13 protein-coding genes and 1 pseudogene are annotated in these 12,578 nt (G+C 68.0%); 3 read left to right on the top strand and 11 right to left on the bottom strand.

The features are described 5' to 3' along the window. Positions 1 to 406: 406 nt before the first annotated feature. Positions 407 to 1,164: pseudogene (locus tag ABZ642_RS40520) on the top strand (IS5 family transposase). Positions 1,165 to 1,183: 19 nt separating this feature from the next. On the opposite strand, the gene ABZ642_RS40515 reads toward ABZ642_RS40520, so the two are convergent. The 4 genes from ABZ642_RS40515 to ABZ642_RS40500 form a co-directional block, all read right to left on the bottom strand. After that, positions 1,184 to 1,585 carry a hypothetical protein gene (locus tag ABZ642_RS40515; RefSeq protein ID WP_360494728.1) on the bottom strand — a complete coding sequence of 134 codons (402 nt, stop codon included), beginning with the start codon at positions 1,583 to 1,585 and terminating at the stop codon, positions 1,184 to 1,186. Between the two features lie 350 nt (positions 1,586 to 1,935). Beyond that, on the bottom strand, positions 1,936 to 2,058 hold the full coding sequence (locus ABZ642_RS40510; protein WP_360494801.1) for a hypothetical protein: 123 nt from the start codon (positions 2,056 to 2,058) through the stop codon (positions 1,936 to 1,938). A gap of 445 nt (positions 2,059 to 2,503) precedes the next feature. Beyond that, positions 2,504 to 2,833, bottom strand: coding sequence for a hypothetical protein (locus tag ABZ642_RS40505; protein WP_360494725.1), 330 nt, complete (start codon positions 2,831 to 2,833; stop codon positions 2,504 to 2,506). A 72-nt stretch (positions 2,834 to 2,905) separates the two neighbouring features. After that, positions 2,906 to 3,779, bottom strand: a protein-coding gene (locus ABZ642_RS40500; RefSeq protein WP_360494722.1) for an IS5 family transposase whose coding sequence is annotated in 2 segments (ribosomal slippage) — positions 2,906 to 3,163 and positions 3,165 to 3,779 — 873 coding nt in all. Because the reading frame shifts where the segments join, the coding sequence is not laid out codon by codon here. 166 nt (positions 3,780 to 3,945) lie between these two features. Between ABZ642_RS40500 and ABZ642_RS40495 the strand changes: the two genes are divergently transcribed. Then, positions 3,946 to 5,145, top strand: a complete 1,200-nt coding sequence (locus ABZ642_RS40495) for a DEAD/DEAH box helicase family protein (RefSeq protein ID WP_360494719.1) — start codon at positions 3,946 to 3,948, stop codon at positions 5,143 to 5,145. Positions 5,146 to 5,317: 172 nt separating this feature from the next. Here the strand turns inward: ABZ642_RS40495 and ABZ642_RS40490 are convergent, their stop codons facing one another. Beyond that, positions 5,318 to 6,244 (bottom strand): GNAT family N-acetyltransferase, encoded by a 927-nt coding sequence (locus ABZ642_RS40490; RefSeq protein WP_360494716.1) that lies wholly within the window; start codon positions 6,242 to 6,244, stop codon positions 5,318 to 5,320. Positions 6,245 to 6,288: 44 nt separating this feature from the next. After that, complete coding sequence (locus tag ABZ642_RS40485) at positions 6,289 to 6,435, bottom strand: hypothetical protein (protein WP_360494713.1); 147 nt, start codon at positions 6,433 to 6,435, stop codon at positions 6,289 to 6,291. A 436-nt stretch (positions 6,436 to 6,871) separates the two neighbouring features. On the opposite strand from ABZ642_RS40485, the gene ABZ642_RS40480 reads away from it, so the two are divergent. Continuing rightward, positions 6,872 to 8,131 (top strand): MFS transporter, encoded by a 1,260-nt coding sequence (locus tag ABZ642_RS40480; RefSeq protein ID WP_360494710.1) that lies wholly within the window; start codon positions 6,872 to 6,874, stop codon positions 8,129 to 8,131. A 38-nt stretch (positions 8,132 to 8,169) separates the two neighbouring features. Here the strand turns inward: ABZ642_RS40480 and ABZ642_RS40475 are convergent, their stop codons facing one another. The 5 genes from ABZ642_RS40475 to ABZ642_RS40455 form a co-directional block, all read right to left on the bottom strand. Next, positions 8,170 to 9,516 carry a PLP-dependent aminotransferase family protein gene (locus tag ABZ642_RS40475; protein ID WP_360494707.1) on the bottom strand — a complete coding sequence of 449 codons (1,347 nt, stop codon included), beginning with the start codon at positions 9,514 to 9,516 and terminating at the stop codon, positions 8,170 to 8,172. Positions 9,517 to 9,596: 80 nt separating this feature from the next. Beyond that, a complete protein-coding gene (locus ABZ642_RS40470) occupies positions 9,597 to 9,980 on the bottom strand; it encodes an MmcQ/YjbR family DNA-binding protein (protein ID WP_360494704.1) in 384 nt (127 codons plus the stop codon). A 520-nt stretch (positions 9,981 to 10,500) separates the two neighbouring features. Further along, positions 10,501 to 11,169 carry a TetR/AcrR family transcriptional regulator gene (locus tag ABZ642_RS40465; protein WP_360494701.1) on the bottom strand — a complete coding sequence of 223 codons (669 nt, stop codon included), beginning with the start codon at positions 11,167 to 11,169 and terminating at the stop codon, positions 10,501 to 10,503. A gap of 182 nt (positions 11,170 to 11,351) precedes the next feature. Next, positions 11,352 to 11,969, bottom strand: a complete 618-nt coding sequence (locus ABZ642_RS40460; protein ID WP_360494698.1) for a TetR/AcrR family transcriptional regulator — start codon at positions 11,967 to 11,969, stop codon at positions 11,352 to 11,354. Positions 11,970 to 11,992: 23 nt separating this feature from the next. Further along, positions 11,993 to 12,205: a hypothetical protein gene (locus ABZ642_RS40455; RefSeq protein WP_360494695.1), complete on the bottom strand. Its 213-nt coding sequence runs from the start codon at positions 12,203 to 12,205 to the stop codon at positions 11,993 to 11,995. Positions 12,206 to 12,578 lie beyond the last annotated feature (373 nt).

Raw genomic sequence — 12,578 nt, 5'->3', positions numbered from 1 at the left:
TCAAAGTGAACTTGACATGACCACATGGAGATGACGCCCTCGCGACTCAACAGTTCGACCTGGGGAAACCACACCATCCATCACCCCTCACGACCTTCGCCTTCAAACCGATGCGCCGTCGCCCCAAGCCGACGACGCCGCAAGGAGCGTCAAAGCCTTGGCCTTCACTCACCGACCACAGGGCAATACGAGCTGCACCCCCACGCGGCTGGCGCAGTGGAGGTGAAGGCGCCGCGCATGAACGACAAATGCGTCAATGCCGGAACCAGCGAACGTCAGCGGTTCTCCTAAGAGCTCGTAACACGATCTTGGTTGAGGTGCCCTGGTTGGGCGTGACTGATGTGAAGATTCGGCCGTTCGGGAGGGTGTGAGTACTCGGCCATGGATCGTGGATGACGACTTGTGGATGCTGATCGAGCCGCTGCTGCCGCCCTGGCCGGAACGGTCGCCAGGGCCGCGCCCGGTCGCGGACCGGCTATGTCTGCAGGGGATCCTGTACGTCCTCCACAACGACATAGCCTGGCAACTGCTGTCGCTGGAGCTGGGGTTCGGCTCCGGGCAGACCTGCTGGCGCAGGTTGGAGCGGTGGCAGCAGGCAGGTGTCTTCAACCAACTGCACTGGATCCTGCTCGCCGCCGGCGAACTCGATTGGTCCAGGGCGTGCGTGGACGGCTCCCACATCCGTGCGAAAAAGGGGGAGCCGACACCGGTCCGTCGCCGGTCGACCGGCGGAAGACGGGCAGCAAGCACCACTTGATCTGCGACGGACGCGGCACCCCGCTCAAGGTCATCACGACTGCCGTCAACGTCAATGACGTCACCCAGACCCTCGCCCTGGTCGACGGCATCCCGCCGGTGGCAGGGCGTCCCGGCCGACCACGCCGCCGCCCCGATTCGCTGCTCGGGGACAAGGGTTACGACTCCAACCCCAACCGCGACGAGCTGCGCAAGCGCCGGATCCTGCCGGTCATCTCCCGCAAGGGCGCCCCGAACATCAAGGGGCTGGGCAAACTCCGCTACGTCGTCGAGCAGACCTTCGCCCTGCTCCACCAGTCCAAACGCCTTGCCATCCGCTGGGAACGCCGAACCGAACTCCACTACGCCTTCGTCTCATTGGCCTGCAGCCTCATCTGCTGGAGGCGACTGAAGAAGCACCGGTCGTGATCGTGTCACGAGCCTTTAGCTACAACTCACGCCACTCACCCAAAGGTCCGGCCGCCCTCGTCTGGGTGAAGTCGTGCACCAGGTCCCACGCCCGATCGATATCCAGGACAAAGTCGCCCGTGAACGTGGCGAGGTCGTCCATGATCGGGACTTCGACCTCGGCACCCGAGGGCACGGTGCCGTCTCCTACGAGCAGAGACATCCGCTCGGCGTCACTCATCAGATGGACGACCGCGTGATCACCTCGGAAGGCCAGGATCAGCACCGGGAAATCCCTGTCCGGCGACCGAACCTCGACGTACCCCTGACCATGGGAGCGCAGGTCGTTGAAGCGGTCTGACAGATCCTTCACCTCTGAACGCCTCTCAACCGGATGGAACAGCCCAGATTCCGGCGACGTCGCCGCCCACATCACGCTCATCCAGCCACTCTTCCCCACACAAGCCGTCGCCCGCGATCTAGGCCCACGCTCCCACGCTCCACCACGACAGGACTACTGGGACTGGGCCGCATGATCGTGTTACGAGCTCTAGGGGCTCAATGGCGTGGTACGGGTCGGTGACGTAGCCGGGCTGTTGGTTCACCGACGTCGGGGTTGACGGAGATGACGGCCAGGGCGCGGTCCAGCGCATGAGAGTCCGCCTCGCTGGTGATGTTCTCCTGCTGCCTTTCAACGGTGTCAAAGAACGCGACCCGGGCGCGGCGCGGGGCCGTGTCCTTGAGGCGTCAGGCTACGGCCGGCCGCTGGGCGGCGAGCCGGGCAAGGTGCGCCTAGCGCAACTCCTCCCACGGCGCGCAGTCGTCCACCGAGGGCAGGCCGTCGGCGGCGATGTTCTCCGAGACGGCAGCGAACGGGTCCGTGCGCTCGCGGGTCCGAGCCGCGTAGGCACGCACCGCGTCGACGGCCGCGGGCTCCAGATGGGCGCCGGTCTCTGTACGTTCGGGCTCCGCTTGGGTCTCCCGAAATCGCCTCCATAGTGCCTCACCGTGAGGCACTATGGTCGCGTCGTGTGAGACCCTGCCGATTCCCTGAGAGGTACTACCTGATGGCCACAGATCCTCCGCACTCCCCCACTACCTCAGCGGAGTTGTGGACCGTCTCTGTGGTGGCCACTTACTTGGGGTTCACGGGGGCGTCGGCGACGGGTTCGGCCCGTCGCCAGTTGTCGCGGTGGGGTATCGCCGCTGTGGGACGGGAGCCCGGCCGGAGCGGCCAGTCGCTGTATCTGGCGGCGCAGGTCCGCGCGGCGCACGAGGCGCGCCCCGGGCCCGGTCGCCGCGGGGACCGCAGGACCGAGGGCGGGCGCTTCACGACGTCCACCGACACCTAGGCCGTGTTTTAGAAGTCGGTGATCTGCCTGGTTGGCCGTCCGGGGAAGTTGCGGGCGGCCATCCAGATGGTGAGGTCGCGGGCGATGTCGTTGATGCTGGTCGAGGTGGTGACCTCGTGCTCGTTCCGGCTCGTGTCACGGCGGACGATCTCGTAGCCGCCTTCGTCCAGGACGGCCACAGAGGCGAACCACACGGGGTCGTCCTCGTCGGGCTGGACGACGACGAAGGTGTTGTCGGAGTCGTCGAGGTCGCTGATCATCATGAACAGCGCGTCCTCGGAGGGGTCGTCGATACGGTCGCCGCTCTCGCTGTCGGCGCCGTAGTACTGAGCCCCCATCGTCGTTTCTCCCTCGCCTTGTTCCCCCTGGTCGCCGTCAGCATGGCATGCGCAACGGACAGCCCAGGCCCGTCATAACCATTCGCCGATCGCAGCGATCAGGACGGTGGCCTCGAAGCGGACCGCGAGTTTGTCGAATCGCGTGGCCACCGCCCGGTTGCGCTTGATCCGATTGATCCCGCACTCGACGGCGTGCCGGGCCTTGTAGTCCTCACGGTCGAAGGCCGGAGGCCGTCCGCTAGTCTTCCCCCGCCGCTTGCGGTTGGCGATCTGGTCGGCCGGCTCCGGGATCGTGCACCGGATCCCACGCTTTCGCAGGTAGGCCCGGTTTGGCCCGTGACGAATACGCCTTGTCGCCCCGCACCCGCAGCGGACGGATACGCGGACGGCCCGGCCCGGTGCGGGGTACTCGGATGCCTTCCAGCACGGCGGCGAACTGGGGGCTGTCACCGCGCTGTCCGGCGGTGATCAGCACAGACAACGGCCGCTGTCCCTGTTCGCAGGCCAGATGGATTTTGGTGGTGAAGCCTCCCCGGGACCGGCCCAGTCCGTGGTCTTCGGGCTCGGTGCGGATCCCGCCACCAGGCGGCTCCTTCTGGGCCAGTCCATCGCGGCGGGCGCCTGCGGCGTGTTGATGGGCCCGGCAGATCGTGGAGTCGACGTTGACCTCCCACGTGATGAGCCCGGCCGCGTCGGCCCGGGCCTGGAGTCTGGTCAGCAGCACGTGCCAGGCGCCGTTACGCTGCCAGCGGCGAAAGAGTCCGTAAACCGTCTGCCAGGGTCCGTACTCCGACGGCAGATCCCTCCACGGAGCACCGGTCCGCACACGCCAGCGGATCCCGTCGATCAGCTTCCGGCGTCCCACCGGCGGTCGGCCCAACACGGCGACCGGCAACAACGGCTCCAACACCGCCCACTGCTCGTCAGAAAGATCCCCTCGCCCCACACCGAGATCATCAGGAGCCGGGACAAGGAACGGAGCCGATTTTCAAAACACGGCCTAGGCCCCGCCGCACCGACCTTGCAAAGAGCAGGGCGGCCGTCCACTTCCCGGCGTACGGCCGCCCACCCACCCAGTCACCAGAGCTCACCAGACCAGGAGGACCTCCATCGTGACCGTCACGCTGCGTCCGCATCAAGTCGAAGCCGTCGACGCGGTACTACGCCACCTCTCCGAACAGCCCGGTCAGGGCATTCCACCCGAGGGCCTGCGCACTCAGGTCATCGCCGCCACAGGGTCCGGCAAGACGCTGATCGGGGTAGCGGCGGCCGACCGTCTGTCCGCCCGCAGGGTGCTGGTCCTGGTGCCCACTCTGGACCTGCTCTTGCAGATGGCCGCCGCGTGGCGTGCGGGTGGCCGCCGGGGCGCGACGATCGGCGTCTGCTCCCTGCGGGGTGCGGACAGTCAGGGCGTGCCGTGCACGACGGACCCGGATGAACTGATCGCCTGGACCGCCGGCGGTGAGACCGTCACCGTGTTCGCGACCTACGCGTCGGTCGGCATGGGGACGCTTCAGCGGGCGCATGCCGCCGGGTTGAGGGTGTGGGACCTGATGATCGTGGATGAGGCGCACCGCGTGAGTGGTGATGGGCTGAAGCCGTGGGCGGCCGTGCACGACCAGACCCAGGTACCGGCCGTGCGGCGGCTCTACATGACTGCCACGGCACGCGTCTGGGAGGCCGACGGAGACCGGCCGCGGCTGGTCGCCTCGATGGACGAGGACTCGCCGCTGTTCGGGCCGGTCGCCTACAAGCTGAAGCTGTCGGAGGCGATCCGGCTGGGGCTGGTGGCGCCGTATCAGGTGCTGTGCCTGGACATCCGCGACCCCGACCTGTACGCCGCGCTCATCACTGAGGCGACCGGTTCCGACGCGGTGCGCGGGGCCCGGCTGGCGGCGGTACAGACCGGCCTGATGCGCGCGGCCGTTGAGGAGCAGTTCCGGCGCGTGCTCAGCTTCCACAGCCGGGTCGGCGAGGCGGAAGCCATGGCGGCCGCCGTGCCCGGAACCGCGGCCCGGCTTGCCGAGGACGACCCCGAGACGTTCCCGCCGGCACACCAGGTGTGGGCGCAGTGTTGGATTGGGATGTGTCCCTCAATAACCATGCAGGTCATGGCCCTCCTCGCCGTTTGTGCCTCGTCGTTCATCCTTTCGTCGCCGTCGTCTTCTGCCAGCAACTGCTACGGCGGATGCTCGGATCTGGACTTCACATCGCCCACGGTGGCCGTCACTGACGTGCCCCTTCCGAATCTCCCCGCCCACGCGCACCAGTCACACGCACTCTCCTCCGAGGGCCGGCGCAACACCAGGTGAAGGTCGTGGACCTACGCGAAGTCCCCGGAACGCGCTCTCACCAGGACCAAGAGGTGACGTGCGTGGTACGACGCCTCTTGGTTCGCGCGGGTCGGAGTCGTCGGGGACGGAAGGTCGAACCACGTACGATGCCGGGTCGCTATGTCAGGCCGTTCTCGATCGCGGCGGGGCGTTACTGGTCGTCGGCCTCGGCTGCGCGCCTGTGCTGCGGGTAGGCGCCGGAACCCGGATGGACCTTGTCGATGAGATCGCGGTAGTGCGGGTTGCGGGCGATGAACTCGCCCACGACCGGGCAGATGACGGTGATCTTCTTGCCGGTTGGCCGGATCTCGTCCAGCACGCGGGCGATGAGCTCCGTGGCGACCCGGTGGTGGCGGTAGGCGGGGTCGACCCAGGTTGTCAGCAACACGACGCGGCCGCCGACAAACCGGTACGAGAGCTCCGCGATCGCCTCGGGTCCGATGGCCGCGAACCATCGGCTTCGCTCCGTGTCGTTGATGACATCAAGCTCCCAGCTCGACCCCACCTGGTCGGGACCTGCCTGGTCCATTGCGGCGATGAGCGTGGCGTTGTTCTCGTCCAGGGCAGCTGCCTCGGCCTCGACGCCCGTCGTCGCTGCTTCGCCTTCTCCCCGGGGAAGCCTGAAGGCCTGGTCCATGACCGGCGTGGCTCTCCTGGCTCCCGGGTGCTCGGGGTCGATGAGGTCGGCGTACGCCGGGTTGCGCTCGATGAAGGTGTGCACGATCGGGCACGTGATGGTGACCGTTTTTCCTTGCGCGCGCACGTCGTCCAGGACGTGTCGGATCAGCCTGGTCGCGATCCCACGGTTGCGGAACTCGGGGAACACGGAGGTGGCCAGCAGTACGAGCCGGTTCTCGCCGACGGCCTGGTAGGTCAGCCCTGCCACCTCTGTGTCACCGGCCTTGGCCACGTAGGCACCGGTCTTCTCGTCGTTGACGACGTCGAAGTCGGACGCGAGAGCACGGGGATCGCTGCCGGCATCGTCGACGACGACGGCGGGATCCTGACCGGTGAGGCCTGGTTCCGCCCTCTCCACGTCGCCGGCGGTCGAGCGGTTCGGCTCGGTTGGGCTGGTCATGCGGATGGTCCTTTGCTGGTTGTGTCCGGGCATGTGCGATGGCCTCATGGGCGAACGATGATCTTGCCGTTGCCCCGCTCGGCCGGGTCGAAAGCGGAAACGGTGTCGTCGAGGGTGACGACCTGACCGATGTTCGTGCACAGCGCCCCTCCCGGGCCGCCGGTCGGCGGCGTGTCCGGTTCCGATGGCATGGGCGCCGGCCTGGCGGGCGAACTGCGTCGCTATCCCTCGATCGAGTCACTACCTCCACCCTAACTCTAAAGTGGACGTCATGGTCCAGTATTGCAAGGTGGAAGCGCTGCGGAGCGATGACGGGTGGTCCGGCGCGTGAAGGCGCTCGATCGCTGCCTACCCAGTCCCGTCGCGGCACTGATCGGAACCCGACGTGGAAGTGCTGGCGAGCGCGGGGCCGGGGGTGTGTTCGCCGAGGGCGGGATGCACGCTCGAGTCTGGACTAAACAGTCCCGTTCATGCATGATCGACGGGCCAGGCGAACCTACGGGGCACACCGCAGCCGTGACGCGGAGAGGGCGCTCCCAGGAGCCGGCAGTCGCAGGGCCGACTGTCACCGCCCACGACAGAAGCCGGTGCGCTGCCTGATTCAGAACGAGAGAAGGACGCTGCTCGATGCACAATGTGGCCCCAGTCCCCGGTCGGGATCGTCAGGGCAGAACGTTCGGGCTTGCGTTCCCGTCCGCGGTGCTCTCCCTGGCGGCCGCGTTTGCCGCGGTGGGCTCGACGATCCCCCTGTTCAACGTCTACCGGGCCCAGGACGGGTTCACCAACGCGGGCATCTCGATGACGGTCGTCGCCTACTCCGCCGCGACCATCAGCACGCTGCTGGTACTGGGACGGCTGTCCAACCATGTGGGCCGTCGGCCCGCGGCCCTCGCCAGCCTCGGACTGCTCGTGCTGGGCTGCCTGGTGCTGTTGAACGTGCACCACATAGGCGTCCTGATCGCCGGCCGGATCCTGATGGGCCTGGGTTCCGGGTTGGCCAGCAGCAGCCTCACCGCGTACGTCGTCGACACCGCACCCGCAAGACCGGCCTGGCTGGCCTCCGTCGCGTCCAGCCAGACAGTCATGCTCGGCCTTGCCCTGGGCGCCGTCGCCTCCGGTGCCCTGGTCCAGTTCGGCCCCTGGCCCCGCGGCCTCGTCTACCTCGTCTCCGTCGGCCTGCTCCTGCTGTCCATGGTGCTCACCGCCGTCAGCCCGGACACCGTAGCCACCGTCCGCGGCGCGTGGCGATCGTTGAAGCCCACTGTCCGCGTACCGGTCCGGGTCAGGCATCTGCTCGCCGTCACGGCCGCAGTCCTCTTGTCCACCTGGGCCACCGGCGCGTTCTACCAAGCCTTCGTGCCCGCGCTGGTCGAAGACCAGCTCCGCACGCACAGTCCACTCGTCCTGGGCCTGGTGTTCGCCGCCTACATGGCCCCCAGTGCTCTGGGTGCTCCCCTCAGCGGCCGATTCGCCCCGGCGGGAGCCCAACGCATCGGCATGGCGGCCTTCGCGGTCGGCTGGACCGGCATCATCACGGCGATCGCCACCGGTGCACTTCCCTTGTTCATCGCCGCAACTGTCGTCGCCGGGGCCGGTCAGGGCGTTGCCATCAGCGGCACCACCCGCGGCCTGCTGTACGCCAGCAGCCTGACGGACCGGGCACCGATCTTCGCCGTGGTGTATCTCCTCAGCTACAGCGGCGCGACCATTCCCAGCCTGATCTCCGGCCAGCTGTCCCACACCTTCTCGCTACCGAAGATCGCGCTCGGCTATGGCGCTTTCGCCCTCGTCGCCACCCTGTTCACCGTCATCGCGGCACGCGATCCGCACACCGACACGGCCGGTCAGCCCAGTGAGTGCTCACGGCGGACTCTGCCGTCGCCCTGACGGCATTCGACGCCGGGCAAGGCGGCCGCCACCACGCGTCAGGAAAGGATCCCCATGAGCGCGGAGAGTGCCTGAGGCCACGCGGCGTCGGAGGGTGTTCCGTAGCCGACGACGAGGGCGTCGCCCATGACGTGCGGGGACTGCGCGTGGCGGTATCGAGACAGGCCGGCCACTTTGAGCCCGCGCCGGGTCGCCGATTGAACGACCTGCTGTTCGGACCCGGGCGGCAGACCGAGAACCGTGTGCAGGCCGGCTGCTGTTCCTGTGACGTGCACATGGGGAGCGTGCTGGGCCAGGGCGGCGACGAGAGACTCCCGCCGATGGCGGTAGCGCCGACGCGCAGCACGTACGTGACGGCCGTAGGCGCCGGAGGTGATGAACTCCGCCATCGTGAGCTGGCTCAGCACCTCGCACGTGTCGATCTGTCCCTTTGCCGCCACGGCTTCCTCGGCCAGCGCGGGCGGCAGCGCCATCCAGGCCAGGCGCAGGCCGGGCACAAGGGTTTTGCTGGCGGTACCCAGATAGACCACGGAGTCCGGAGCGAGTGCCTGGAGCGCTCCGACGGACCGGTGGTCGAACTGGAACTCACCATCGTAGTCATCGTCCAGGACCAGGCCGCCTGTCCGTCTGGCCCAGTCCACGACAGCGGTCCGGCGATCGCGCTGCAGTGTCGTGCCCAGAGGGAACTGGTGAGCCGGCGTGAGCAGGACCGCATCGGCGCCCTGAGGCGGGACCGGGTCGGTTCCGTGCGGGTCGAAGGAAAGCGGGAGCGTCTCCAGCCCCACGGCTGCCAGCAGGCCACGGTGCCTGTCCGGCCCGTAGGACTCGACGGCGACACTCCGTGCCCGCCGGCCGGCCAGGACCTCGCTCAGGATCCGCAGACCGTGCGAGACACCAGCGCAGATCAGTATGTGTTCCGGACTCGTGTACACGCCCCGGGCTCCTGCCAGATGATCGGCGAGTGCGGCCCGTAGCTCCGGCCGGCCGCGGGGGTCGCCGTAGCCGAACGCGGCGTCGGGAGCCGCGGCCAGGGCCCGGCGTGTGGCCTTCAGCCAGGCTGCACGAGGAAACGCGGTGAGGTCGGGGCTGCCCGGGATCAGGTCGTAGCACGTGTCACCGGACGGTTCGGCAGCTGATCGGCCCGGGGCCGGCCGAGTGATCATCGAGTCTGTCACGAGTGTGCCCGACCCTCCGCGGGCGGTGAGCCATCCCTCGGCGACGAGGTCGCCATAGGCGTTGGCCACGGTGTTGCGGGCAAGCCCGAGGTCGTCGGCGAGCCGACGGGAGGAGGGCAGCCGCGTCCCGGGCGTCAGGCGGCCGCTGCGGGCAGCCTCGCGTACGGCGGCGGCGAGCGCGCGGCGCACACCCCCCTCGGCTCGGATCACATCACTCTCGATGGCCTGTCGCAGCCGCGCTGGGTCGGCGGCACTGCGGGCATCAGGAGACTCGACGGGCATGACGACGGTCAGGCCCGGCGGCCGAAGGTCTGCGGATCCACGGGTTGCTCGGACCTGGGAAGGCCGCGGACCACGAGACGGTAGGAGTCGGTCACGAGCTCCCTCACCAGCTCCTCGTCCACGGTGCCCCCGCCCTCCACCGTGATCCAGTGCCTCTTGTCCATGTGATAGCCGGGGGTGATGTCCTTGTGCCGCTCCCGCAGGGCCGCGGCGTCGTCCGGGTCGGCCTTCAGGATCACGACAGGATGCCCCGGCATCTCGGTCATCAGCATGAATACCTTGCCGCCGACCTTGTAGAGGTCCCAGTCGGGGCCGATGCGGTGCTCCAGGTCGGCGCCGGGCAGGTCAGCGGTGCTGGCGCCCGCGATCTCCTGCAGCTCCTGTCCGTCCATGGTGGTCAACTCCTCGTTCGTCGAGTACCCCGACCGGCCGGCCGGGGCCAAGGTGGTGTCTTCCTCGTCGCCGCACGAACAGCGGTGCCCGCACGGCGGCCGCGGTGACGGCAGCCGGCTTCCTGGAATCTGTTCAGGTCCAGAACGTCCCGTCGGCTCTGCCGCAGGCAGCTCCCGCCGACCGGGTTCACGGAGCAGTCGCTCCGCTCACGCAGCGATTCGACGTGCGTGGCCACAGGAGGCCGCCCTCTCCAAACGTACCGCAAGTCGACCGTTTTTCGGGACTAAATAGTCCTCTGTTGTCGAGTGGTACTCCGCTTTTGACTGAAGGCTGGGCGGCGCACGGGCGCAGAACGGACTGCGTCGGACTGTGCGGGCGGACGTCCCTCCTGTCGCCGAACCCCGTCCGGACACCCTGTGGCTGCCGGGACGCGGCGGAGGTGCCGGCACCGGAGACGGCGACACGACCGTCCGTGGTGCGGCGTCGGGACTTCTCGGTGCCGCTCCTGCCGTGGACGGCTCAGCGCCCTGAAGGGTCTTCCGTCGGCGAAGCGCCCTCGGCGGGCGCGGCGTAGGCCTTGACGTGGCCGATCGCCATGTCCAGGGCGATCCGCATGGGCTTGACGTCCTGGACCGTCTGGGCGAGGAGGTAGCCCCCCTGCAGGGCGGCCATCAGGCCGGTGGCCAGCTCTTCGGCGTCTGCGTCGGCCCTGAGGACTCCCGAGTCCTTCATTCGCTCGAGCCCGGCCTTGAGCAGTCCCTCCCAGGTGCCGAAGTGCCGGGCGAGCGCCTCGCGTGCCTCTTCGTCCTGGTCGGCCAGCTCGCTGGCGAGGGATCCGAGCGGGCAGCCGTACGCCCCCTTCCGGAGCGCGTTGTGTTCGATCAGCACGTCCCGCCAGCGCTCCAGCCCGCGGAGGGAGTTGAGCCGCTGGAGTAGCTGGTGCTGGCGTTTGAGCAGTTCGGTGGCCTGCAATGCGACGACGTCCCGCACTAGTGCATCCTTGTCGGGGTAGTGGCGGTAGAGCTGGGATTTGCTCGTTCCGCTGGCTGCCCTGACCTCGTCGAGGGTCGTGGCAGATACGCCCCTGACGTACATCATGTCGGCGGCAGCCCTCAGAATGCGCTCCCGAGTTGCCCGCCCGCGCTCGGTCAGCCGGGAGTCGTTTCTGTCGCGCGTCTGTTCCGCCACATGGGCCAGATTACCGCTGCGTACGCTAGCAGGATCAAAAAGGGACCTCAAGGTCCTTTTTTGTGAGAGGTGACTCGCATGGGACTCGATGTGTCCGTGCGCCGGGCAAGGCCGTGCCGGGACCAGCCGCTCGAAACGTGTGGCGGCGGAGACAGGCGCACGCCTCGAACCGCGCAGCGGGTTCAGGTGCGGGCGAAGGACGCGATGTGGTCCAGCGCCATGTCCAGGGCGACGGCCATCGGCTCGGAGCTGTGAGCGTTCTGCGCAAGCACGTAACCTCCCTGCAGGGCCGCGAGCAGGCCGGTGCCCAGGCGCTGTGGGTCGGCGTTCTCGGAGAGTACGCCGAGGGCACGGAGCCGGGTCAGTGTCTCGACGAGCATCCGCTGCCAGGCGTCGAACGACGCGTTGAGCGCTTGCCGGGACTGCTCGTCGTTGTCGGACAGCTCGATCGACATCGCACCCAGCGCGCACCCGTACGAGCCGTCCTGCAACGAGTTGGCCTGGACCAGGGCGTCACGCCAGCGGCGCAGACCGGCGAGGGTCCGCACGCCGCGCAGGTGCTGCTCCTCGCGGGCGAGGACGAACCTCGACTGCACGTCGATCACGGCGTGGATCAGCGCGCGTTTGTCCTCGAAGTGGTTGTACAGCTGCGACTTGCTCGTTCCGCTCGCCAGCCGGACGTCATCGAGCGTGGTGGCGGTGACGCCCCTCACGTAGAACAGCTTGGCTGCCGAGTCGACGATGCGCGAGCGGGTCTCCAGGCCGCGGGGCGTGCGGCGGACATCGCTGGTTGCGGACACGGTGTCTCCCTCAGGCACGTTACTCACTCGTACTGCTCGGCCGTTCGGTGCATGGCAAGCGTGGCGCCCTCGTTCTCCAGGTGGATCGGTTGTGACACCAATACGACCATAAAGGCCGACCGGTTGGAGATGACGCCCTTGTGATTCTTCACGCGGGTGGCGATCGCGTCGCGGCCTGTGGGCAAGGGCCGGACCTGGCCGGCATCGCCCAGGTCCGTGTCCGCCCGCTGCGGCACCCCGGCGCCCGGGGTCGTACCTCCTTGGGGACGGAGGCGGGATCGAGGTGCATGCGGAGCCGGCAGGCCTTGTCGTCGTTCCCACTGAGTCTTACCCACAGATGGACTAAATAGTCCACTAAAAAATCGGAGCGAGCCGTGCGGGGCTGGTGCGAGGTCGTCCGATCTCTCGCGCTCCGACCGGCGAAGTCGCTCGCCATAAGGCTTCACCTGCGGCTTTGACCTGCACATTTAAGAGTCGAGCCTTGGCTCGACCCACGCAGAGACGACCTGGTGGACGCTTCCCTTCCGGGAGAGGGGTTGCGTACAAGATTCTGGTCTGTATAGTCCTTTCTGTGAGGTGCTCGAGGTGGTGGAGAGATCCGGAACCCGG

Source organism: Streptomyces sp. NPDC007157 (assembly GCF_040634235.1).
In the GTDB taxonomy this organism is placed as follows: Bacteria; Actinomycetota; Actinomycetes; order Streptomycetales; family Streptomycetaceae; genus Streptomyces.
Note: the sequence above shows the minus strand (reverse complement) of the source record. Positions and strands in the feature narration are given on the sequence as shown.